This is a genomic window from Spirosoma sp. (assembly GCF_026391055.1).
Lineage (GTDB): Bacteria > Bacteroidota > Bacteroidia > Cytophagales > Spirosomataceae > Spirosoma.
The window spans coordinates 151,574-174,762 of record NZ_JAPLET010000031.1; the positions used below are offsets into that span (position 1 = coordinate 151,574).

A 23,189-nucleotide genomic window follows, 5' to 3' on the forward strand; every position below is an offset into this window, starting at 1 on the left:
TAAAACAGGTCGTTCGTTAATCTAAAACAAATTCTTCCTTCCAGTTATCCTTCTCTTGCCATTCAGGCTGCTGCCGTTTGTCGAACAGGTAGTTACCGACGGCCAGATAGTCCATTTCGGTACGCATGAAACACCGGTAGGCGTCATCCGGGGTACAAACGATGGGCTCACCCCGCACGTTGAAGCTGGTATTTACGATAACACCATAGCCAGTTAGCTGTTTGAAAGCATCTATTAACTGGTAGTAGCGCGGGTTGGTATCTTTATGAACCGTCTGAATACGGGCCGAGTAGTCGATGTGCGTAATAGAAGGCAGATCGGAGCGTTGGTAATACAGTTTCTCCCGGAGTGGGAAGCTGGCGTAATCGGCCGGGACGGGTGTGCGCCGTTTCTGCGCTACCGGATGAACGAGCAGCATATAGGGCGAAATACCGTCATAATCGAAATATTCGGCACAATCTTCGGCTAGTACCGACGGCGCAAACGGCCGGAACGACTCGCGGTATTTGATTTTCAGGTTCAGCTTTTTCTGCATTTCTGCATTTCGGGGATCCCCCAGAATGCTGCGCCCACCCAATGCACGCGGCCCAAACTCCATCTGCCCCTGTACCCAGCCCAGCACGTTGCCTCCGGCCAGCAGTTTGGCAGCATCGCGGCTCAGGTCGGCAAAATCGGTGTAATGAGTAGCTACGGCTTTGTATTTCTTTGCCATTAACTCCACATCAAGATCCGAGAACGTTGGTCCCAGATAAGAACCCCGCATGGCATCGCGCTCGGTCGTTACGACCCGCTCTTTGCCATGATAAATATGGTAAGCGGCCAAGGCTGCACCCAGGGCACCACCGGCATCACCAGCGGCTGGCTGAATGAATATGTCCTTGAAAAGGCCCGCTGCCTGAAGCTTTCCGTTCGATACGCAGTTCAGGGCCACGCCACCCGCCAATACCAGCGCATCGGCATTGGTAAGCCGTTTGGCTTCTTTGGCCATGTTCAGCACCACTTCTTCGGTTAGGTACTGGATAGCCAGGCCCAGATTACAATGTTGAGGCAGCAGTTCATCTTCCGGCTGGCGTTTGGGGAAACCGAACAAGTCAGCCCATTTGCCTTCGTTCACCATCTTCAGGCCCGTGGCATAGTCAAAATAGTCCTGATTAAGCCAGATCGAGCCATCGGGCCGAAGGTCGGCCAGCGTTTCTTTGATCGTGGTCATATAGCGGGCAACATCGGGCGAGTTGGGGTCGCCATAGGGAGCAAGCCCCATTAGTTTATACTCCCCCGAATTTACCCGAAACCCCAGGAAATAGGTAAAAGCAGAATACAGTAAGCCGAGCGAGTGCGGAAACCGCATTTCTTTCAGGATAGAAATATTCTTGCCTTCACCCAAGCCAATCGAAGCGGTAGCCCATTCGCCCACGCCATCGATGGTTAGAATAGCCGCCCGTTCGAACGGTGAGGGGTAAAACGCACTGGCCCCGTGCGAAAGATGGTGCTCCGGGAAAAGGATCTTAACCTTACTTGCCGACTTGTAGCCCAGCTTTTCCAGTTCTTCCCGAATAAGTCGTTTAAGAAACAGCTTCTCTTTAAGCCATACCGGAATTGACATTAAAAACGACCGAAGCCCCTGGGGCGCAAAGGCGTAATACGTTTCCAGTAACCGCTCAAATTTGAGTAACGGTTTATCGTAAAAAACAATAGCGTCGAGTTTATTGAGATCTGCTCCACTATACTGAAGGCAATATTTTATTGCTTCAGCCGGAAACCCTGGATCATGCTTTTTTCGGGTAAATCGTTCTTCCTGAGCAGCGGCAATAATTTTTCCGTCTTCAATTAATGCTGCTGCCGAATCGTGATAAAAAGCAGAGATGCCTAATATGGTCATGAACTATAATACTGATCAGAATGCGCCAAAAGTAACGGTTTTTTTATCAAATATAACATAGCAATTGGCGCTACTTACCGAACGGGTTTATTGTTAGACTTTTTTCACACGATTCAGATCACACAGTTTATTATTATAAAATGAAAAAGAGGAATTATAATGCATTTAGTTACTTTATTTCGTATAATAATCAGACATAGTTTGTCATTTAAACATTTTAGCTAAGTTGCTGGCCACGTGTCGGTAACATGCTTCATCCGGATGCATACCATCATAAGCCGTTTTCCATGAACAGAGCGCTGAGTAGTCGATAACTTTTATGTGCTCCTGTTCAAAAAGCTGGCGCAATTCGGGGGCCATTGGATAAGCCGGAAACACCACCACATAAAAGTTATCGTTTCCAAACTGCTGTATGTACCGCTCTTCCGTTTTCTTGACTATGTCCACAAACCGCTGATACTGACCAACGGTATATCGCCGGGGGAAGTTAATATTAAAGAGGTTGACAATATTACTTTTATACATTCCACGAATCAGACTGTAAGAGACCGGATGCCTTTCAGCATATGTACCTTTTACGGTCATGGTGCCCGGATCAACGTTAGGCCAATATCCGTTTGAGTTATAGATCCACTTTGTGCTGGGAGCTACCCGGGCCAGATGATCTTCAATATAGGTATAGAAAGCAACACCATCCTTTTCGAGTACTTCACTGCGCATATTGACAGCCTGCATCAGGGCCAGCATATGAGCTGGTGAGTAGCCAGATACGCCATAATTGTAAGGTCGGTAACCCGTTTCTTTTCCGAAAAAATACGGTAGGGTACTCGTATCGGCCACCGACTCGCCGTAGGTAAATGAACACCCCAGAAACAACGCGTACTTGCCAACAGCCTGCCTATCGTCGAATGGGGTAACCCGTCGATCCAGACTATCAATGTGGTATGTAACAGATACTGTTTTTCCCGCCGAAGTCGGCTTTCCTTTACTTTCCTGCCCCGTGTTTAATGAATAAACTACCTCATACTGGCCGGGTGCTGGTCTGATTATACCCAGGCTATCATACTTTATTAAGGTAAGTTTGTTTTGCGTTGTTGTGGCTGTGGGCAAACTTTGCTGTATCGAATTTTGACTAATATGGTGTTTCCAGCGTAACATGAGGTTGCAGACCCCCTCCAGTGCCAACCAACTGAAAACAAAACTTATTAGTGAGAGTATACTTCCTTTAATCCAATTTTTGGTGTGTAACATGGTGATCGACTTCCAGAGCTCCGGGCTCCGGGCTATTTAGGTACTGGACTTTCTTACACTCTAAAATACGTCCTTATTTTCTTTTATTGTGTAAGTTTCAATATTCCGTTAATATTATTCACTAATAGTACTCATTATTAATGAATTGGTATAATCATGACGCAACTCTCTACGAAAATAACAAACCAGTAACGAAACCCATGTACTGGAAATAAACGGTGAAACGTCTTACATACACGTAAAAAATCTACCTTTGGCCCACTCACAAAGCACTTCAACTAGTGAAACTGGCAGCTATTGATATCGGCTCTAATGCAGCACGACTACAAATTTCGACGGTCTTACACAACGACAACCTGGTTAGCTTCAAGCGGGTTGAATATGTACGTTTCCCGCTGCGGCTAGGACACGACGTATTCAACTTTGGGGCTCTCACACCTGAAAGCGAAGCGCGTACCACCAAACTCATGCAGGCGTATAAACTCCTGATGGAACTGCACGAGGTAAAAGGCTACATGGCCTGTGCTACCTCGGCCATGAGGGAGTCCTCCAACGGACAGGAGATTGCCAAACGCATTGAAGCCTCCACGGGCATAAAAATTCATATTATCGACGGTCGTAAAGAAGCCGAGCTTATTAATGATGTAGTTGTTCACGCGCTGGACGACCGCCAGTACTTACACATTGATGTAGGTGGCGGCAGTACGGAACTGAATGTGTACGTCAACCGTCAGAAAATAAACTCCAAATCCTTTAAAATTGGCTCGGTTCGACTACTGGAAGGCAAAGAAACCAAAGGAGCGTGGCGTAAGATCGAGGATTGGGTAGAAGAAAATGTCGATTCGTCTCAGGAAATTACGGCTGTAGGTACCGGGGGCAACATCAGTAAACTCTTTAACCTGGCTTCCAAAGTAGCGGAAAGTGAAACAAGCCGAGCCGAAATTGAACGTATCCGCAATTACATAGCCGGGTTTAGTCAGGAGGACCGAATTAATAAGCTCCGCCTGAATGCCGACCGCGCCGACGTGATCGTACCAGCCGCCGACATCTATATATCTGTCATGAAATGGGCTGGAGCTGATAAAATTATCGTCCCGGATCTGGGCCTGAAAGACGGAATTATCCAACAGGTCTACGCGCAAATCTGCAAGCGTAAATAAGTTTTTCCAAGACTGCATCTCTTCATCACGTCCCCGGTCGGCAGCAGCTGGCCGGGGACTTTTTATACCATTCAGTCGTACCTTTCGAGCTGATGGTGGGGTCAGTTCCTTAACAAAAAACTGACCATAACACCACCTAACCGGACGGCTGGGGCATCTGCACAGAATAGAGTACACTTTTGACACAATCCGTTACTTTACTCAGAGGTTGGCCGTCATTACGCACATGACCCACACCCGCCCAATCGATTACACGTTTCTGGTACAACACACGCCCCACCCACCCGACATCCCCACTTTTTGTCAGCCGGGCTTTTTCTTCAACGAATACGCCCACCTCAGGCAACAGGACAATGGTTCGTTTTACCTGATCTCGGCGGTAAACCGGTTTACTCAAAAAGCCGAAGCCCGCTGTGCCTTTTTTATCCACTCGACCGACGCGCTTAGTCCTGCGGCTGCCCCGTTTGGCTCCATTGAACTGAGCGAAACGCTCCCAACCACCGTACTGAGCACCTTTGTAGCTGTTTTAATAACAACCGCTCATAAGCTGGGAAGCACCCGAATCAGGCTCTTAACCTACCCGCGCTGTTACGCCCCCCTACAAAGCGACCACCTGCTGTGGGTACTGGCCAAGCATAAGTTTGTAATTGCCGACTCAAACACCAGTTCTTTTCTGCCAATTGACGATGAGCCCTTCGTAACTAAACTGGCTCCGGCCGCTCGTCGGCGGCTTCGCAAATGCCGGGAGGTCGAATTTATATTCGCTCATCAGCAACCAACAAACGTGGGCGACGTTGTAACGTTTATCCGCAGAACCCGGCAGCAGCAGGGCTACCCGCTGCCCCTGGAGCCGGAGCAGTTGATCGATCTGCTACAGTCGTTTCCTGAACAATTCAGCGTTTTTACAGTAACCAACGGCCCTTCGCTGGCGGCCGTCATGATAACGGTACGCGTCAGACACGATATTCTTTATACGTTTCTGCCCGCTTCCGACCCGGCTTACCACGCCTTCAGCCCGATGATCTTGCTCATTGATGGGCTTTATAGCCACTGCCAGCAACACGGAATTCACTTGCTCGATTTGGGGGTGTCGCTCGACGCCAGCCGCCAACCCAAGCCCAGTCTGTTACGCTTTAAACGTAATCTGGGTGCTCAGGAATCACCAAAATATACCCTCGAACGAAGAATTGATCAGTATGATTTACCCTACTTACAGCATACGCCATCAAAAAAGCTGTAATCTGGTAATCCAGTTAAACATCTGCCGGTCTGGTGTTTTTTTCGTTGTTTTGTAGAAAAAAGGTACGTCCTCGGTGCCGTTTGCATGGTCGAAGCTGCGTTTAATTCTATAAGTCAATTTCTGAGCAACCTTGTCGCATCGCTGGTGTCGCTGGCAAAGGTTGCTATCCGTATTCGGCACGCTACTCGTCTGCCTAATCCTCAGCTGCCGGTTTGCTCGGTGCTGGGGAACGGCCCTTCCCTGACGGAGTCGCTGGCGACACAATTCGATTTTATCCGGCAAACCGAGATTGTCTGCGTCAATAACTTCGCCCATGCCGAGGCTTTTACCCAGCTTCGACCGCAGGATTACGTTATTTTAGACCCTAACTATTTCGTTTTCAACGAACATACCACCGACCGCGACGATATCCGGAAAACGCTTTCGGTCTTTCTGGAAAAAGTCGACTGGCCCATGACGTTATTCGTTCCGCATTTTGCCAAAGGGACGTATCTGCTCGGTAAAATTGAGCAGGGTAACCCGCTGATCACCGTCGTTTACTTCAACTACACGGTTCTCCGTGGATTCAAGAGGTTAATCTACTGGCTTTATGCCAAAGGGTTTGGTATGCCGCAGGCCCAAACCGTTATCATCGCGGCTTTGGCCCTGATGATAAACCGAAAGTTCAAGACAATTTACCTGTTCGGTGCGGATACGTCCTGGCATGAACAAATCCGGCTAAACGATCAAAACCAGCTCTTGATCAAGCAGATCCATTTTTACGACAAGCCGAAAGACCTTACGCACCAGCCGGTGTATCTGGATGCCCAGCGGCAGCGCACGTTTTCTATGGCCGCGCAGTTTCTCTCGCTACATAAAGCCTTTCGCGGCTATGAAGTACTGCGTGACTACGCCGATTACCAGGGTGTTCAGATTATAAATGCCAGTGCCAAAAGTTATATTGACGCCTTTGAGCGGCAAGCCACCAGCGAGTCGATCACGAACGAGTAGTCCAGTCCCTAAACCCATCATGAAACCAGCCATTCTCCTCTTATTCAGTAGCTTATGTCTGCTCGGCCAATCGGCCGTGGTAGCGCAGCAGAAGCCCAATATCGTGCTCATCTATGCCGATGATCTGGGCTACGGCGACATCAGCAGCAATGGCGCAACAAAAGTTCGCACGCCAAACATCGATCGGGTAGCCAAAGCAGGGCTGAACTTCACTAACGCCCATGCGTCGTCGTCGACCTGTACACCCTCGCGCTACACCCTCTTGACTGGTGCTTATGCCTGGCGGAAAACAGGCACCGGCATTGCGCCCGGCGATGCCGCTCTGCTCATTCCCACCGACCGCGTCACGATGCCCGGTATCTTACAAAGAGCGGGCTATAAAACGGGCGTCGTGGGCAAATGGCATCTGGGACTTGGCCCCAAAGGAGGTCCCGACTGGAATGGCGACATAAAGCCCGGCCCGCTGGAAATTGGTTTTACGTACTCCTATCTTCTGCCCGCCACCGGCGACCGTGTGCCCTGCGTGTACGTAGAAAATCATCGCATTGTCAACCTGGACCCGGCCGACCCGGTTCAGGTGAGTTATAAAGAGTCGGTTGGAAGCGAGCCAACCGGCAAAGAGCATCCCGAACTGCTCAAAATGCTGTTCTCGCACGGTCATGATCAAACGATCATTAATGGCGTTAGTCGAATTGGCTACATGAGCGGGGGAAAGTCGGCCCGGTGGGTCGACGAAGAAATGGCGGATGTGCTGACCGGAAAGGTCAATCAGTTTATCGAGACCAGTAAGGGCAATCCGTTCTTCGTTTATTTCTCCACACATGACATTCACGTGCCGCGTATGCCCCACTCTCGTTTTGCGGGTAAAAGTGGCATGGGGCCGCGTGGAGATGCTATTTTGCAGCTGGACTGGTGCGTGGGCGAAGTCATGCAAACCCTTGACCGGCTGGGTTTAACAAACAACACGATGGTAATTATCAGCAGCGATAACGGCCCGGTTGTCGACGACGGCTACAAAGATCAGGCGGTGGAAAAACTGAACGGTCACAAACCCGCCGGACCTCTGCGTGGAGGCAAATACAGCGCGTTCGATGCCGGAACCCGCGTGCCGTTTATCGTGCGTTGGCCCGGGAAAGTGAAACCCGGCACCTCCGATGCGCTGTTTAGCCAGGTCGACCTGGCCGCTTCTTTTGCCGCACTGGTAGGCCAGCCATTGGCCAAAGGCGAAGCTCCCGACAGCTTTAATAGCCTGACGACGCTCTTAGGAACAACTAAAAAGAGTCGCGAATACGTTATAGAACATGCGATCAATGGTACGCTATCACTGATACGCGGCAACTGGAAGTACATTGAACCCTCCGGCGGCCCGGTACTCAACCGTGACACCAATATCGAAACCGGGTATTCACCACGACCGCAGTTGTATAATCTGCAAACCGATCTTGGCGAAACAAAAAATTTGGCCGGGAGCAACCCGCAGCTAACCACTGAACTGGCCGCGTTATTGAAAACCGTCCGCGAAAAAGGAAACACCAATTAGACAGCTTTTTAACTGACCCACGGCGGTCAACTGAGTACCTAAAACGATGCTTGATTTAACGAACAAATCCATTTTGATTACGGGTGGTACGGGCTCTTTCGGCAAGAAATTTGTCGAGATGGTGTACCAGCGCCACCCCAATATTAAACGCCTGGTCGTGTATTCGCGGGATGAACTGAAGCAGTTCGAAATGTCGCAGTATTACCCGCAATCGAAATACAAATCCATCCGGTTTTTCATTGGCGATGTACGCGACGGCGAACGGCTCAAGCGGGCCTGTGAGGGGATCGATATCATTGTGCATGCGGCTGCCATGAAGCAGGTTCCGGCGGCTGAGTACAACCCGATGGAATGCATTAAAACCAATGTGTTCGGGGCCGAAAATGTCATCAATGCTGCCATGGATAATGGCGTACAGCGCGTCGTGGCCCTTTCGACCGATAAAGCAGCCGCGCCGATCAATCTCTACGGAGCGACCAAACTATGTTCCGATAAACTGTTTGTAGCCGCCAACAACATGAAAGGCAGCCGCAATTTGCAGTTCTCGGTCGTCCGGTACGGCAACGTAATCGGGTCGCGGGGGTCCGTCGTTCCGTTTTTTCTGGACAAGCGTAAAGAAGGCGTGCTGCCCATCACGCACGCCGACATGACCCGTTTTAACATCTCACTCGAAGAAGGGGTCGAAATGGTATTTCATGCGCTCGAACACGCCTGGGGCGGTGAGATATTTGTCCCGAAAATCCCTTCCTACCGTATCACCGACGTTGCCACGGCCATTGGCCCCAACTGCGAACAGAAACTGGTTGGTATTCGCCCCGGCGAGAAACTCCATGAAGAAATGATTACCGAAACCGATTCGCTCAATACGGTCGAAACGGATAAATACTACGTCATTACGCCCTCAACACCCACATGGAGCATTGACGATTATATGAAAGCGTTTAACGGGCGGCCGGTAGAAATGGGCTTCAAATACAACTCCGGCACCAACACCGAATGGCTCAACGTCGACCAACTGCGTGAGCAGATTCGGGAACATGTTGACCCTGAATTTTCGGTGTAGCATCCCATTATACTAACCATGAATCAACCAATCCCCTACGGTCGGCAGCATATTACGGACGAGGATATTACAGCCGTTGCCGACGTCCTGCGTGGCCCTTTTCTTACGCAGGGCCCGCATATCGGTGCGTTTGAAACGGCTTTTGCCAGCTACATCGGCTGCCAGTACGCTGTGGCGGTAGCGAATGGAACAGCCGCGCTCCACCTCTGCTGCATGGCCCTCGGCGTAACCGAAGGAACCCGCATTATTACCACGCCCATTACCTTCTCAGCTTCGGCCAACTGCGTTCGCTACTGCGGGGGCGAAGTCGTCTTTGCCGATGTTGACTCCGAAACCGCCCTGCTGGATATAAATGCCGTACGGATGCTCATTGAACAGCATCCAAAAGGCTATTTTTCGGGTATAATTCCGGTTGATTTTGCCGGGTACCCGGTCGATTTGGCCGCTTTCCGCGAACTGGCCGATGAACATGGGCTCTGGATTCTGGAAGATAGCTGCCACTCGCCGGGTGGTTCCTTTACCGATAGCCAGGGCGTCAATCACCGCTGTGGAGACGGTTCACTGGCCGACCTTGCTATCTTCAGTTTTCACCCCGTCAAGCACATTGCGGCCGGTGAGGGCGGCATGATTACGACCAACGACGAAGCACTTTATAAACACCTGATGCGGCTCCGGACGCACGGTATTACCAACAAGCCCAACGAGTTTACCGAACCCTATCCCGGCGAACCCGAACGCGGGGGCTGGTACATGGAATTGCAGGAGCTCGGCTATAATTACCGCCTGACCGACATGCAGGCCGCTTTGGGAAACAGCCAGTTGGTGCGCGCTGATGCCATGCTGGTCCGTCGGCAGGAAATTGCGAAACGATACGACGACGCTTTTGCCGAAACACCGGTGGTCACCATCGTTCCGACCGCCAGCGTCAGCCATGCTTATCACCTGTACGTCGTTCAGGTTGACGACCGCAAGGGGCTGTACGACTTTCTGCGAACCCGGAACATCATGGCGCAGGTGCATTACATACCGGTGCATCTGATGCCTTACTATCGGCAGTTCGGCTGGAAGCCGGGCGACTTCCCCAATGCTGAACGGTACTACGCCCGTTGCCTGAGTCTGCCCATGTTCCCAACCCTGACAGACGACGAACAGACGTATGTCATTGATTCGGTGAAGGAATTCACAGGCGTATGAGCAACGTAGCCATCATTACCGCTCGGGGCGGCAGCAAGCGGATTCCCCGCAAAAACATCCGTCCGTTTCTGGGTAAACCCATCATAGCGTATGTCATCGACGCGGCCTTGCAGTCCGGCTTGTTCGACGAGGTGATGGTGTCGACCGACGATGCCGAAATTGCGGACATTGCCCGGCAGCACGGCGCATCCGTACCGTTTCTGCGAAAGCCGGAAACCTCGGGCGATTATGCGTCGACCATCGATGTGTTGCTGGAGGTGCTGGACGAATATGAACACATTGGGCAAACATTTACCTCGCTTTGCTGCCTGTATCCCACGGCTCCCTTCGTTACGGCTGATTTACTGACGGCATCGCATCGGTTACTGCTCGATAAAAAAGTCGATATTGTATATCCCATTCAGGCGTTTTCGTTTCCAATTCAACGGGCTTTTAAGCTGAATGACGGCCTGTTAAGCTGGGCACAGCCGGATGCTTTTCTGCTGCGTTCGCAGGACCTGGAACCCATGTACCACGACGCCGGACAGTTTTATTGGTTCAACGTTGACCGGCTGCGGACGCATCGGCAACTGCCGGGTTTAACGGCCGGGGGAATTGAAATCGACGAAATGCACGCGCACGACATCGATACCGAATCGGACTGGAAAGTAGCCGAATTCAAGTATCGACTGCTAAACGATTTACTGCCGAATGACTGACGTCAACGCACCAAGGCTGGTTTTTCGGGCCGATGGTGGCGCTCAAATTGGGCTGGGCCACATCATGCGCTGCCTGGCCATTGCCGAGATGATGAACGATGCGTTCAGCCTCTCCTTTGCCATTCAACAGCCGTCGGACGCGGTTCGGGATTTACTGACACAGGCATCCTTCGACATAATTAGTTTACCCCAAACAACCGATTATGCAGCCGATGCCCAAAACCTCAGCAGCCATCTGACGGGCCATGAATTCGTGTTGCTCGATGGCTATTCCTTTGGCGCTGACTATCAACAAACCGTCAAACAGCACTGCAAAAAACTCATTGTCGTTGATGACCTGATAGCCTGGCACCAATACGCCGATGTTGTCATTAATCATGGCGGCACTATACAGGCAGTGGATTACCAGGCAGAAAGCTACACCCAATTCCTGACCGGAACAGCCTACGCCCTGCTCCGAAAGCCGTTTCTGGAAGCGGGTATTCAGCGCTCTACTCATACGCTAACCACATTTCAACCCCGGCGAGTACTGGTCAATCTGGGCGGGGCCGATCCCGACAACATAAGCCATCGGGTTGTCGAAACGTTGCTGAACGAACCGCTCGTTCAGCAGATCGTTGTCGTACTGGGTGCCGCCAATCCGCACAGGAACAGCTTTGCCAACTACGCAGAAGATCGGGTGCAGATTCGGCGAAATCTATCGCCCGTGGAGATGGTGGAGGTCATTCAATCCTGCGATGTGGCTGTGGTCTCGTGCAGTACCATTTCGTACGAAGTTGCCACCGTGAGCAAACCGTTTGTCGGTATACTAACGGCCGACAACCAGGCCATTCTCCGAACCTTTTACAAGGATAACCACATTGCCCTGGCGGTACTCGAAAAAGCCTTCACCGGTTATGAACTCCGGGCGGCTCTATCCTTGCCTGTTTCGACGGTCAATAATACGCTGATTAATCAGCAACGCTATTTTGATGGTCGGTCAGGCGAGCGAATCGCGGCTTTTTTCCGAACATTGCTGCTAACTTAATTAGTCAACTTATGGATATTACCCTCACGCCGTTAACGGAAACCGACATTGAACTGGTACGAACCTGGCGCAACTCGCCCGAAGTTGCCCAATACATGTATACCAGCGAGCCTATAACCGCCGAGCAGCAAAAGGCCTGGTTCGACCGCATTCAGCAGGACTCGTCTTCCCGGTACTGGTTGATCGAGTACAATGACAAAAAAATAGGCCTGGCCTCGCTAACGGGTATCAGCCAAACGCTTAGTAGTTGCTACTGGGCGTTTTATTTAGGCGATACCAGCATTCGGGGCGGTGGTTTAGGAGCTAAAATCGAATTCAACGTACTCGAATACGTCTTTAACGAACTGAAGCTCAATAAACTTCGGTGCGAAGTCATAACCTTTAACGACAAGGTCATTTCGATGCACGAGAAGTTCGGTTTTCGCCGGGAAGCCTATTATCGGCAACACGTCAAAAAAGACGGTGCCTGGCAGGATGTCGTTGGTTTAGCCCTCTTAAAACCAGAGTGGGAAGCCTACCGGACCATTATGCGGGTGAAGATTTACGGCAGCTAATCCTGTTTGCCGAAAGGACCATGCGGTCCCCTACAATTCCCTGCACACTAAACAAAGTCATTTCATATATTTACATAAATCAACACACCTTCATTTATAAGAATGAAACAAGTCTACCTTGCTTTTCTTTTAACGGGTTTATGTTTTGTCTTTGTTGCCTGCAAAAAGCCGATTGACCCCGAGCCGGTTGCAGGACTGGTTGCTTATTATGATTTTACAAAAGGTGTTAAAGATTTGAGCGGCAATAATAATACCGCTCAGATTGTTGGTGCTACACCTACAACCGACCGATTCGGCACCACAGAATCAGCCTACGCCTTCGACGGCAGCAGTTACATTGAACTTCCTCCCAACAAATTTGCTACGGATGAATTTACCTATGCCGCCTGGGTTAAACTGGCGTATGTTCCGCAGACCTACGATGTGCTCACGATTATGGACACCGGCAACTACCGGGGCGACCATGCTATGGTACTGGCCAATACAACCGTGTTAGGATGGGGCATGTGGTCCTACACCGAAGACCGGGCCAACTTCAATTTCGCCTACTCCGGGAGCTTGCCAACTAACACCAATCAGTGGTATCACATCCTGGCCAGCCGTAGTAAAAATCAGCTGAATATCTATGTAAACGGGGCCTTAAGTTCTTCACAGACCATGACCGGCAAACCATTCTACGAGGGTACTGTCCGGACACTTATTGGTCAGCGTTTCGACGGAACTTACTCGTTCAGAGGAGCTATCGACGATGTACGGATCTACAACCGTGCCCTGTCTGATGCCGAAGCCAAACGGGTATATGAATTGAACTAATCCAAGCTACTTATTAGTCAACTCCTACCCTATTCTCTATGCTTTGCCGTATACTACCAGTAACACTTTTGTGCTTGCTAAGTACCGTCCTTTGCTTTGGTCAGGCCGCTAACCAGCTGGTCGCCTGCTATTCTTTCTCGGGTAATGCGCAGGACGGCTTTGGCCCAAATAATGGTATGGTTGTCAACGCAACGCTGACTACCGACCGGTTCGGAAAGCCTAACAGTGCGTATTTTTTCAATAAAAACGCTTACATCAATTTACCGGCTGCTCCATTTACCAACCCAACCTATACCCTGTCTGCCTGGGTGCGACTGGCCTCGTTTCCGGCTCAGGCGGATGCGTTCACAATCTTCTCGTTTAGTGAGCCCAACCAGTGCCTGACATTGACCAATCAGCCTGTTTATGGCGGAAATGTCTGGAACTTCTTTTCGTACAATACAACGGGTTCTGTTATTACCACTCAATCAGTGCAAACGAATACCTGGACGCACTTGACGGCTATTCGGGCCGAGAATGCCTTGATTTTTTACATCAATGGCGAGCGGGCGCAAACGGTCCCAATTAACCCCACAGCTCCCTTGAGCTATACATGTCCCTTACAGGCTTGCATCGGCATACGACCAACGCAGGGCACTCTCATTCAACCGTTTCACGGCGATATAGATGACGTGCGGGTTTACAGGGGCATATTATCCGATGCCGAGGTGCGTGTTTTATACCAGGCTACCACTTGCCAGACCGACTTTACCCTTAATCCGATTACGGCTCAGCCATTTGTTTCGCTTCGGAACGGTGATTGGAACGACCCTGCCGTTTGGTCGTGTGGCTGCATACCCAAAGCTACCGACGCGGTGCAGGTACGGCATGTTGTACGTGTACCGAGTTCATACCTTGCTAACGCGTTGCGAGTTTACATTAATGGAGCCGCTCAAGTAACCTATGGGCTTGGCGGCCAACTAGTCCTTAGTGCCAATTAGGCAATTCTTCCCGAAAAGTGGTAAATTTGGGGTGCTGAAACCAGGTAGGAATTTGCAGGCCAATGCCCGACTACCCAGCAAAAACCTCAACTTACTAATGATTCAACCCATTCAGGTTGCCCAGTTTACCATCGGATCGGCACATCGTCCCTTTGTTATTGCCGAGATGTCGGGCAACCATAACCAGTCACTGGAACGGGCGCTGGAAATCGTGGACGCCGTGGCGGATGCCGGTGCCCACGCGCTGAAACTCCAGACGTATACACCGGATACTATCACGTTCAACGGAGCATCGGAGGAGTTTTATATTCGGGATGCCAAATCGCTTTGGGCTGATAAAAACCTGTATAAACTTTATCAGGATGCGTATACGCCCTGGGAATGGCACAAACCGATTTTCGACCATGCCAAAAAACGCGGCATGATCGCGTTCAGCTCTCCGTTCGACACCACGGCCGTCGACTTTCTGGAATCGCTGGACGTGCCGCTGTACAAGATTGCATCCTTTGAAAATACCGACCATATTCTGCTCAAAAAAGTAGCGCAAACGGGGAAGCCGGTCATTATGAGCACCGGTGTCGCGTCCGTTGCCGACCTCGACGAGTCGGTGAAGGTGCTGCGGGCCAACGGCTGTACGGAGCTTGTACTGCTCAAGTGTACCAGCACCTACCCCGCCACGCCCGAAAGCACGAATCTGCTTACCATCCCGCACATGAGCCAGTTGTTCGACGTGCCCGTTGGCCTGTCAGACCATACCATGGGTATCGGTGCGGCTGTTGCGGCTGTTGCGTTAGGAGCCGTGGTGCTGGAAAAACACGTGACCCTGCGCCGGGCCGATGGCGGTGTCGATTCGGCGTTTTCGTTAGAGCCCGAAGAACTGAAAAGCCTCGTGATTGAAACCGAGCGGGCCAAACTGTCCATGGGGCAGGTGAGCTACACACTAACTCCCAAAGAAGAAAAAAGCCTGCAATTCAAGCGCTCCCTCTATGTGGTACGCGACATGAGCGCGGGCGAACCTTTCACCCCCGACAACGTACGCAGTATCCGCCCGGCCAACGGCCTTCACACCCGCTACTACGACGACATCCTCGGCAAAACCGCTACCACCAACATCCCCGCCGGAACAGCTTTGGCGTGGGATTTAATACATTAATTCTGAATGAGCGAATTACTGAATACCGGCTGGTCGTTCTTTATTCACTCATTCGCTCATTCGCTCATTCACAATTCACTACGTGGGTATTATAAAACGGCAAACCATCCAGAGCTCAATTTACGCCTATGCGGGTGTGGTTGTCGGTTTTCTGACGCAGGGAATCTGGTTTCCGAATCTATTCAGTGAGCAACAGGTTGGCTTGCTAACCCTTCTGATTTCGTTGTCTCTGATTCTGGCGCAGGCGTCGAACGTAGGCATCAACGGCGCAGGCGGGCGGTTCTTTCCCTATTTCCGTGATGCAGAACGGCAGCATAATGGCTTCCTGCTCATTGCCAGTCTGGCTACTTTCGTGGGTTTCTGTCTGTGTGTGCTTGCGTTGTGGCTGGCGCGGCCCTGGATCGTCTACCTGTACCAGGATCAGTCAGCGCTGTTTGTCGAATACTACTATCTGCTCATTCCGCTGACGTTTTGTACGGTTTATTTTACCGTTTTCGATAACTATTCGCGCTTACTCTACGACCCCGTTACCGGAACGCTGTTGCAACAGTTCGTTCAGCGGTTGCTGGTCACGCTGGCCGGTGGGTTGTACTGGCTCGGCTGGGTTACGTTTCCACAATTTCTGGGCGTCTGGCTGCTGGCTTTCCTGCTGCCGCTGCTGTTCATGATTATCAGCGTAGCCCGCGACGAAGCCTTATTTTTCAGCCGAAACTTTGTATCCGTCAACCCGGACTTACGGCGAAACTTGATCCGTTACGCCAGCCTGACCTTTACTTCGGCCCTGTCGTCTCAGGTTGTCATTACCATCGACAAGATGATGATCAACAGCAAGCAGGGGCTGGGCGATACGGGTATTTACGGAACAGCCTCTTATTTTGCCGCCGTCATTGCCATTCCGGCTACGGCCCTGTACAAAGTGTCCGGTACGCTCATTGCCGAGTCGTGGAAAGTCAATGACCTGGAGAATATTGCCAATATTTATCGAAAAAGCTGTCTTAATCAATTAATTGCAGGTTGCCTTGTCTTTGTGGGTGTGGCCGCTAATCTGCCTAACGTTTTCCAGTTTCTGCCCGCGAGCTATTCGGCGGGTTATTACGTAATTCTATGGCTGGGTTTAGGTAAACTGTTCGATATGGCAACGGGTATCAACGGCACCATCCTCAACACGTCGCGCTATTATACCTACGACTCATTTTTTGTGGTGATACTCATTTTTATTACCATTGGTGCCAATCTGTACCTGATACCGCGTTTCGGGATCAACGGTGCCGCGATAGGGGCCGCCTTCGTTACCCTGCTCTTTAACCTCGCCCGGACGCTGTTTGTGGGGTTTGCATTTAAGATGCAGCCGTTTACCTGGCGAAATCTGGTAGTTATCGGGCTTGGCTTAGCGGTGTGGTGGCTATCGGTTCAACTTCCGTATTCTAATGCACGAGCTGCCAAGTGGCGTTTTATGCTGGATGTAGGCTGGCGGTCGGCGTTGATTACCGGGCTGTTTGGAGGGGCTGTGCTGGCCTTAAAACTATCGCCTGACATTAACCAAATGGTAGACGGGCTGAAAAAACGATTTATAACTAAATGAAAACTTTGCCACAGAGCTACACTGAGTTTTTCTTTGTGTAGCTCTACGTAACAATCTTATGTGGGTTTTTAGATTCTTATTTACCGAGGCTGCCCGGCTTCTGCGTTCGGCAGAAGGTCGCCGGTTGCTGGGGCTCGCGTTCCGCTACGGCAGTAAGCCGCGCAACAAAACGGTTGATGTTTCCTTTGGCCGATACCGGTTTCGTGTGCCCGATGCTCTGTCGTTTGTCTGGCAGTTTCGGGAGATATTCGTTGATGAATTTTACCGGTTCAATACGACCAGTGCGAATCCGGTCATTTTCGACTGCGGCACCAACATCGGCACGAGCATCGCGTATTTCCGGCAGACGTACCCCAACGCCCGGATTATTGCCTTTGAGGCCGACGAGCAGATCAGCGTCACCTTGCAGGAAAATCTCCGGCAAAACCAGATTTCGGGCGTTGAGGTCATTACCAAAGCCGTCTGGACCAACGACGAAGGCATCTGGTTCGGCAGCGATCAGGCCGATTCGGCGTCTATTTTCTCGCAGACCGACCGGAAGCTGGTGCCGTCGGTCCGGCTGCGGGACTATCTCCTGCGCGAAACCCGAATAGACATGCTCAAGATGGACATCGAAGGGGCCGAAACGGCCGTGCTCACCGACTGCCACGATGCACTCGCTCATGTTCAGAGTCTATTCGTTGAATTCCACGCTTACCTGGATCATCCCCAAACCCTGGCCCCGGTCATGAAAGTACTGGAAGACAGCGGTTTTCGATATTACATCAACACCAGTCAGCACCGCCATGCGCCCCTCGCCAACCATCGATACAAAGGCAGCGACAGCATGGACCTGCAATTGAATATCTTTGCCTATCGCAACTAAGCAGTAAAATGATCGACAAAATACTTTCCCGCCCTGAGTTCCAGACTGAGCCGCCTGTGTTGGTCGACATTGGGGCATCGGGGCAATTGCATGGCCGCTGGAAGGCGTTCGCCAAATACGCCGTTTGCATCGCCTTCGACGCCGACGACCGCGACTTTGGGTACGTTGAAAGTGAATCGAAGCATTTCAGGAAGCTATATACGTTCAACAATATCGTTACCGGGCCGCAATCGGCGGAAGAGGATAAAGAAAGCTCCAACTTTTACCTGACGGCATCGCCCCACTGTTCCAGCCTGCTGCCTCCTCGCCCCGACCTGATTCAAGAGTACGCCTTCGCGCCGAAATTTGAACTATCAAAGGTCGTTCAACTGAAAACGCGCAGTCTCCGCTCCACCCTCGATAGCCTGAATATCGATCGGGTAGACTGGTTTAAAACCGATTCGCAGGGCACCGATCTCCGGCTATTCCGAAATCTCGGTGAGGCCCGGTCCAAACGGGTGCTGACGGCCGAGTTCGAGCCGGGCATTTTATCCGTTTACGATGGTGAAGACAAGCTCCATGAGGTGTTGCGCTTTATGGAAGAGCAGAACAGCCATTGGCTGGTGGAGTTGATTCCGAAAGGCTCGCCCCGCATCACCCCGGCCCTACTTGACAGTTTTACGACCAATCCGCTCCTCAAGAAGTTCGTTTTGTTTTCGCTGAAAAGCAGCGCGGCATGGGGCGAAATGACGTACTTGAACCGCTTTGCCGACGAAGCTGCCCTCACACAACGGAACCTGCTGCTGGGCTGGGTTTTTGCCACAACCCTCAAACAGCACGGCTTTGCGCTCATCCTGACCCAAAAAGCCAAAAGCCGTTTTGCAGACCCTATTTTCGACGAGATGGAAAAATACTCCCGTCGGCGGGTTTGGGGGCGCATTCTCGAAATTGGATTCTGGCCCGAGGTCGTTAAGAAATTCGATAAACTCCTCGGTCGGTGAGAGTTACCCTGCTCAGTACCTATCAATCCTTCGGGGGGGCTGCAGTAGCGGCAACCCGGCTGCATCGTGCGTTGCAGAAATACCCGACGTCATTGGCAGCGCAGCCGAATGAAGTGGTAGAAAGCACAATGCTGATTGGCACACCCAATCGGCTGGATACGCACAAACCCGCCCCCGGTGTTTCTTTCTTAGCGAATAACTTTCTGGCAGAACAAACCGCCTTTGGCCGATTTGTGGCCGAGCGGCTGGCGTTTCTGCCCTACGAACGAGACCCCTCCGTACGGTTTCAGTTTTCGCCCGCCCGTTTCGGTGCCGGGCTAACCTTCCACCCGGCTATTCAGCAAACCGATGTCATCCACTTGCACTGGATCAACTTCGGGTTTTTGTCGCTTAACGGGCTTCGGGCACTGATTGATCTGGGTAAACCCATTGTCTGGACACTGCACGACCAGTGGACCTTTACGGGCGGCTGTCACTATACCCACGGTTGCCCTAATTTCCAAACTCACTGCCATCACTGCCCCTACCTGAAAAAGCCGGGGGCGCAGGATTTATCCTACCAAATTTTCGAGAAGAAATTGCGATTGTTTGCAGACTCGAACATTCACTTCGTCTCGCCGAGCCACTGGCTGGCCGATGAAGGACGGAGCAGCACCTTGTTGGGCAATTCTCCGTTTACCGTCATCCCGAATACCGTCGATCAGAACCTGTATCGACCCATCGACCGGACGGAGGCCGCCAATCGATTCGACTTACCCGATACCGGTAAGCCGCGCCTGTTGTTCGGAAGCGCGAACATAACCGACACCCGCAAAGGCTTCCGCTATTTTGCCGAAGCCCTCACGCTCCTTCATCAGCAACACCCTGCCCTAACGCCCGAAGTTCTGGTTTTTGGAAAAGGACGTTCGTATTTGCTCAACGAACTTCCCTACCCGGTACGGCATCTGGGTTTGTTGACAACAGAAGACGACATTGTAGCCGCCTATAATGCCGCCGATGCGCTGGTTGTGCCTTCGCTGGAAGACAACCTGCCCAACACCGTTGTCGAAGCCATGGCCTGCGGAACACCCGTCGTCGGCTTCCGAACGGGTGGCATTCCGGAAATGATCGATCACGAAACAAACGGCTACCTCGCCGATGTTGGTTCCGCTCAGCAACTGGCGGATGGCCTGGCGTTCATTCTGACGCATGCTCATTCCAATACCCTTCGACAAAACGCCCGGCAATCCGCCGAAGCCAGTTTCTCAGAAGACGTAGTGGCACGGCAACATGTGGAATTATATAGCCAATTAGTGAAGTTAGGAGTAAGGAGTTGCTGATGCCAGTAATACCCTCGCGTCAGCAACTCCTTACTCCTCATTCCTCGCTTCTACTCATGCCCCCAACCATCTCCATCATCACCATTACCTACAATGCTGAGCGGTTTCTGGAACGCACGATTCAGAGCATTGTGGCGCAGCAGGCTACCGACTTTGAATATATTGTGGTTGATGGTGCCTCCAAAGATGGTACGCTGGACATTATTAAGCGTTACGAGCGCCACGTTACCAGTTGGATTTCTGAACCCGACCGAGGCCTGTACGATGCCATGAACAAAGGGCGGCAGCGGGCAACGGGCGAGTATGTGTGGTTCATGAATGCCGGGGATGAATTATATGATCGGGACACGCTGCAAAAGCTGCTGGCCCAGATCAAGTCAACAGACGCTGATGTTTATTACAGCGATGCGCTGTTCGTTCGGGAAGATGGCAGCCCGGTTGGGTTGCGAAGCCAGATTACTCCGCACACCTTACCCCACACCCTTACGTGGTGCGATATGGCCCTCGGCATGAAAGTATGTCATCAGGCATTTGTAGCCCGACGGGCCATTGCTCCAGCCTATCCTATCAACAACCTCAGCGCCGATCTGGATTGGGAGATTCGCTGTTTGAAAGCAGCTTCCAAAGTTCAATTCAGCCCCTTCACGCTATGCCGGTATTTAGTGGGTGGCTTATCGGTGCAGCAGCACAGGCAATCGCTCATTGACCGCTTTAAAGTGCTTGTGATGCACTTTGGGCTGGTACAAACGATAATTAACCATAGCAAGATCCTGTGGCGGGCCAGTCAGTTTAAAAGAAATACGTGAAAACGCTTTTTAACCCAGGAATAATCCATACCCGAGCTGTGGGGATGAACCGGAATAGGTGAACAAGTGAACCACTTTTAACTACTAGTTTTCCCTTTTTGTGAAATTTGTGTGAAAACAATGGGATAATTCCCAGTTGTATGCCTTTTGATTGGTAAATGCGGATAAATTTGCAGGATTTATTCTGTTACCCGCGTAGCCTTTTTGTGAAATTCTCCTAAAAAATTGATTTAACCTATGAAACGAGTAGCTGTTTTTACCTCGGGTGGCGACGCACCGGGTATGAACGCCTGTATCCGGGCTGTAGTTCGGGGGGCGGTCTATCACGGCATTGAAGTGTTCGGTATCCGCCGGGGGTACAGCGGAATGATAAATGGCGATATCTTTCAGATGTCTTCACACTCGGTGAGTAACATCGTACAGCGTGGAGGCACTATCCTGAAATCGGCCCGCAGCAAAGAGTTTATGACGCCTGAAGGGCGCGCAAAAGCCTACGAACAACTCAAGAAATTCGATATTGAAGGTCTGGTTGCCATTGGCGGTAACGGTACCTTTACGGGTGCTACGCTTTTCTTCGACGAATACGGTATTCCAACCGTTGGCGCACCCGGCACGATCGATAACGACCTTTACGGAACTGACCATACGATTGGCTTCGACACCGCCGTGAATACGGCTCTGGAAGCCATTGATAAAATTCGCGATACGGCCGACTCTCACGACCGTATTTTCTTCATTGAAGTGATGGGCCGCGACTCCGGTTATATTGCGATTCAGTCGGGTATTGCCGGTGGTGCCGAAATGGTAATGGTACCGGAAGTACTGACGCCAATTTCTGAAGTTGTCGAAACGCTTAAATCGGGCTGGAGCCGCCAGAAATCATCGTCCATCGTTGTCATTGCCGAAGGGGAAGAAGCCGGTAATGCGACCGAGATTGCCGAAAAAATACGCCTTCAGGTTCAATCCACCATCGATATGCGGGTAACAACCCTGGGGCACATTCAGCGCGGTGGCATTCCTACGGCTTACGACCGGATTCTGGCCAGCCGCCTGGGCCTTGGCGCTCTGGAAGGCCTGATGAATGGCGAACAGAACGTAATGGCCGGGATCATCAATAATGAGCTGGTCTACACCCCGTTCCGTGATACCATTCGCCTGCCGAAGCCAATTAGCGAGGATTTGCTCAGGATGGTAAAGATTTTATCTGTGTAATCATAGTATTCGTCCAGACCTATAAGGTTGTTAAAACCTTATAGGTCTACACATAGCCCACAGCCTTATAGGTGACGTAGCCAACAAATTCGCGAATCAGATAGTACGATTCAAAAAAGGCTTCTTCGTCGGGCAACAACCACTCGGAAGGGCCAAACAACCGTCGGTTTCCCAAAAAGTTACTCGGAAACGGAATTGTCTGAACACCTTGTTTCTGAAAGCAGGCTACTGCCCGTTTCATGTGCCAGGCCGATGTAATCAGGACATACTCGTAGTGAGACTTGTCGAAATGCTTGCGGAGAATCGGGGCTGAAAAACGGGCGTTTTCGTGCGTATTCCGCGATTTACCTTCCAGTATGATGTCTTCCGGCCGAACCCCGGCAATGATCAATAACTCACCGGCCAAATGCCCTTCGTCGTTCAGGCTTATCGGATGAAAGGGCCAACTGCCCAGACCACCACTGATTAACACTTTCTGAACAGCTCCCGTTTTGTACAAGTACAATGCCTGTCCTATCCGGTCGGCTTCCCGTCCTAGTAGAAACCGGGCCAGATGTGTTCGGTTCAGGGGGGTACCGGGTGCTTCCCGTTCGCCGTTTATGATGCCTCCGGTCAATACAATAGCCACCCGTCTTACGGAATCTCCGGGCACATGCATGTCGGGCTTGATTGGGTACTCCCACCACAAAGCCAGTTCGTTAACAAGAAACGAATTTCCTAATAGCCAGAAAACGCCCAGTGCAAGTCCGATAAGTTGGCGTCGCAATCGGGCTGTTTTTACCAATAAAGCCCCTATCAAAGCCACTACCAGCCAGCCAGCGGGTGTAAGGAGGTAAGTAATGGTTTTGGAAAAGAAATAAAACATAGACTATTTGTAAGGTGG

At 51.2% G+C, this 23,189-nt stretch carries 21 protein-coding genes; 18 read left to right on the forward strand and 3 right to left on the reverse strand.

The features are described from left to right. Positions 1-16: 16 nt before the first annotated feature. Positions 17-1,879, reverse strand: a complete 1,863-nt coding sequence (locus tag NT073_RS32455) for a carbamoyltransferase (RefSeq protein ID WP_297382388.1) — start codon at positions 1,877-1,879, stop codon at positions 17-19. Between the two features lie 204 nt (positions 1,880-2,083). Further along, entirely contained in the window at positions 2,084-3,037 is a 954-nt protein-coding gene (locus NT073_RS32460) for a hypothetical protein (protein WP_297382389.1), read from the reverse strand. Between the two features lie 374 nt (positions 3,038-3,411). Between NT073_RS32460 and NT073_RS32465 the strand changes: the two genes are divergently transcribed. The 18 genes from NT073_RS32465 to pfkA all read left to right on the forward strand — a co-directional run bounded on the left by NT073_RS32465 (position 3,412) and on the right by pfkA (position 22,306). Beyond that, positions 3,412-4,290: a phosphatase gene (locus NT073_RS32465; protein ID WP_297382391.1), complete on the forward strand. Its 879-nt coding sequence runs from the start codon at positions 3,412-3,414 to the stop codon at positions 4,288-4,290. Between the two features lie 226 nt (positions 4,291-4,516). Further along, a complete protein-coding gene (locus tag NT073_RS32470; RefSeq protein WP_297382392.1) occupies positions 4,517-5,530 on the forward strand; it encodes a GNAT family N-acetyltransferase in 1,014 nt (337 codons plus the stop codon). Positions 5,531-5,614: 84 nt separating this feature from the next. After that, positions 5,615-6,520 (forward strand): hypothetical protein, encoded by a 906-nt coding sequence (locus NT073_RS32475; protein WP_297382393.1) that lies wholly within the window; start codon positions 5,615-5,617, stop codon positions 6,518-6,520. 19 nt (positions 6,521-6,539) lie between these two features. After that, positions 6,540-8,060 (forward strand): arylsulfatase, encoded by a 1,521-nt coding sequence (locus tag NT073_RS32480; RefSeq protein WP_297382395.1) that lies wholly within the window; start codon positions 6,540-6,542, stop codon positions 8,058-8,060. Between the two features lie 46 nt (positions 8,061-8,106). Further along, complete coding sequence (gene pseB, locus NT073_RS32485; RefSeq protein WP_297382397.1) at positions 8,107-9,123, forward strand: UDP-N-acetylglucosamine 4,6-dehydratase (inverting); 1,017 nt, start codon at positions 8,107-8,109, stop codon at positions 9,121-9,123. 18 nt (positions 9,124-9,141) lie between these two features. Then, complete coding sequence (gene pseC / locus NT073_RS32490) at positions 9,142-10,317, forward strand: UDP-4-amino-4,6-dideoxy-N-acetyl-beta-L-altrosamine transaminase (protein WP_297382399.1); 1,176 nt, start codon at positions 9,142-9,144, stop codon at positions 10,315-10,317. After that, positions 10,314-11,015 (forward strand): pseudaminic acid cytidylyltransferase, encoded by a 702-nt coding sequence (gene pseF, locus NT073_RS32495; RefSeq protein WP_297382401.1) that lies wholly within the window; start codon positions 10,314-10,316, stop codon positions 11,013-11,015. The genes pseC and pseF overlap by 4 nt, the downstream gene beginning before the upstream one ends. Continuing rightward, on the forward strand, positions 11,008-12,042 hold the full coding sequence (pseG, locus tag NT073_RS32500; protein ID WP_297382403.1) for a UDP-2,4-diacetamido-2,4,6-trideoxy-beta-L-altropyranose hydrolase: 1,035 nt from the start codon (positions 11,008-11,010) through the stop codon (positions 12,040-12,042). The genes pseF and pseG overlap by 8 nt, the downstream gene beginning before the upstream one ends. An 11-nt stretch (positions 12,043-12,053) precedes the next feature. Further along, positions 12,054-12,596 (forward strand): UDP-4-amino-4,6-dideoxy-N-acetyl-beta-L-altrosamine N-acetyltransferase, encoded by a 543-nt coding sequence (gene pseH, locus NT073_RS32505; RefSeq protein ID WP_297382405.1) that lies wholly within the window; start codon positions 12,054-12,056, stop codon positions 12,594-12,596. Positions 12,597-12,698: 102 nt separating this feature from the next. Then, a complete protein-coding gene (locus tag NT073_RS32510; protein ID WP_297382406.1) occupies positions 12,699-13,409 on the forward strand; it encodes a LamG domain-containing protein in 711 nt (236 codons plus the stop codon). Positions 13,410-13,483: 74 nt separating this feature from the next. Beyond that, positions 13,484-14,389 carry a LamG domain-containing protein gene (locus NT073_RS32515; protein ID WP_297382408.1) on the forward strand — a complete coding sequence of 302 codons (906 nt, stop codon included), beginning with the start codon at positions 13,484-13,486 and terminating at the stop codon, positions 14,387-14,389. Between the two features lie 97 nt (positions 14,390-14,486). Then, positions 14,487-15,542, forward strand: coding sequence for a pseudaminic acid synthase (pseI, locus tag NT073_RS32520; RefSeq protein WP_297382410.1), 1,056 nt, complete (start codon positions 14,487-14,489; stop codon positions 15,540-15,542). A gap of 82 nt (positions 15,543-15,624) precedes the next feature. Then, positions 15,625-17,124, forward strand: a complete 1,500-nt coding sequence (locus tag NT073_RS32525; RefSeq protein ID WP_297382412.1) for a polysaccharide biosynthesis C-terminal domain-containing protein — start codon at positions 15,625-15,627, stop codon at positions 17,122-17,124. A 58-nt stretch (positions 17,125-17,182) separates the two neighbouring features. Continuing rightward, complete coding sequence (locus tag NT073_RS32530; protein WP_297382414.1) at positions 17,183-17,989, forward strand: FkbM family methyltransferase; 807 nt, start codon at positions 17,183-17,185, stop codon at positions 17,987-17,989. 8 nt (positions 17,990-17,997) lie between these two features. Then, entirely contained in the window at positions 17,998-18,969 is a 972-nt protein-coding gene (locus NT073_RS32535) for a hypothetical protein (RefSeq protein WP_297382416.1), read from the forward strand. Next, on the forward strand, positions 18,966-20,288 hold the full coding sequence (locus NT073_RS32540) for a glycosyltransferase family 4 protein (RefSeq protein ID WP_297382418.1): 1,323 nt from the start codon (positions 18,966-18,968) through the stop codon (positions 20,286-20,288). Before NT073_RS32535 ends, NT073_RS32540 begins: the two co-directional genes overlap by 4 nt. Positions 20,289-20,344: 56 nt before the next feature. Continuing rightward, positions 20,345-21,094 (forward strand): glycosyltransferase family 2 protein, encoded by a 750-nt coding sequence (locus NT073_RS32545; protein ID WP_297382421.1) that lies wholly within the window; start codon positions 20,345-20,347, stop codon positions 21,092-21,094. 237 nt (positions 21,095-21,331) lie between these two features. Beyond that, the gene (gene pfkA, locus NT073_RS32550) at positions 21,332-22,306 is read left to right on the forward strand and encodes a 6-phosphofructokinase (protein WP_297382423.1); all 975 of its coding nucleotides are present in this window, start codon (positions 21,332-21,334) and stop codon (positions 22,304-22,306) included. Positions 22,307-22,352: 46 nt separating this feature from the next. On the opposite strand, the gene NT073_RS32555 is transcribed toward pfkA, so the two are convergent. Continuing rightward, positions 22,353-23,171: a YdcF family protein gene (locus tag NT073_RS32555; RefSeq protein ID WP_297382425.1), complete on the reverse strand. Its 819-nt coding sequence runs from the start codon at positions 23,169-23,171 to the stop codon at positions 22,353-22,355. Positions 23,172-23,189: the final 18 nt, after the last annotated feature.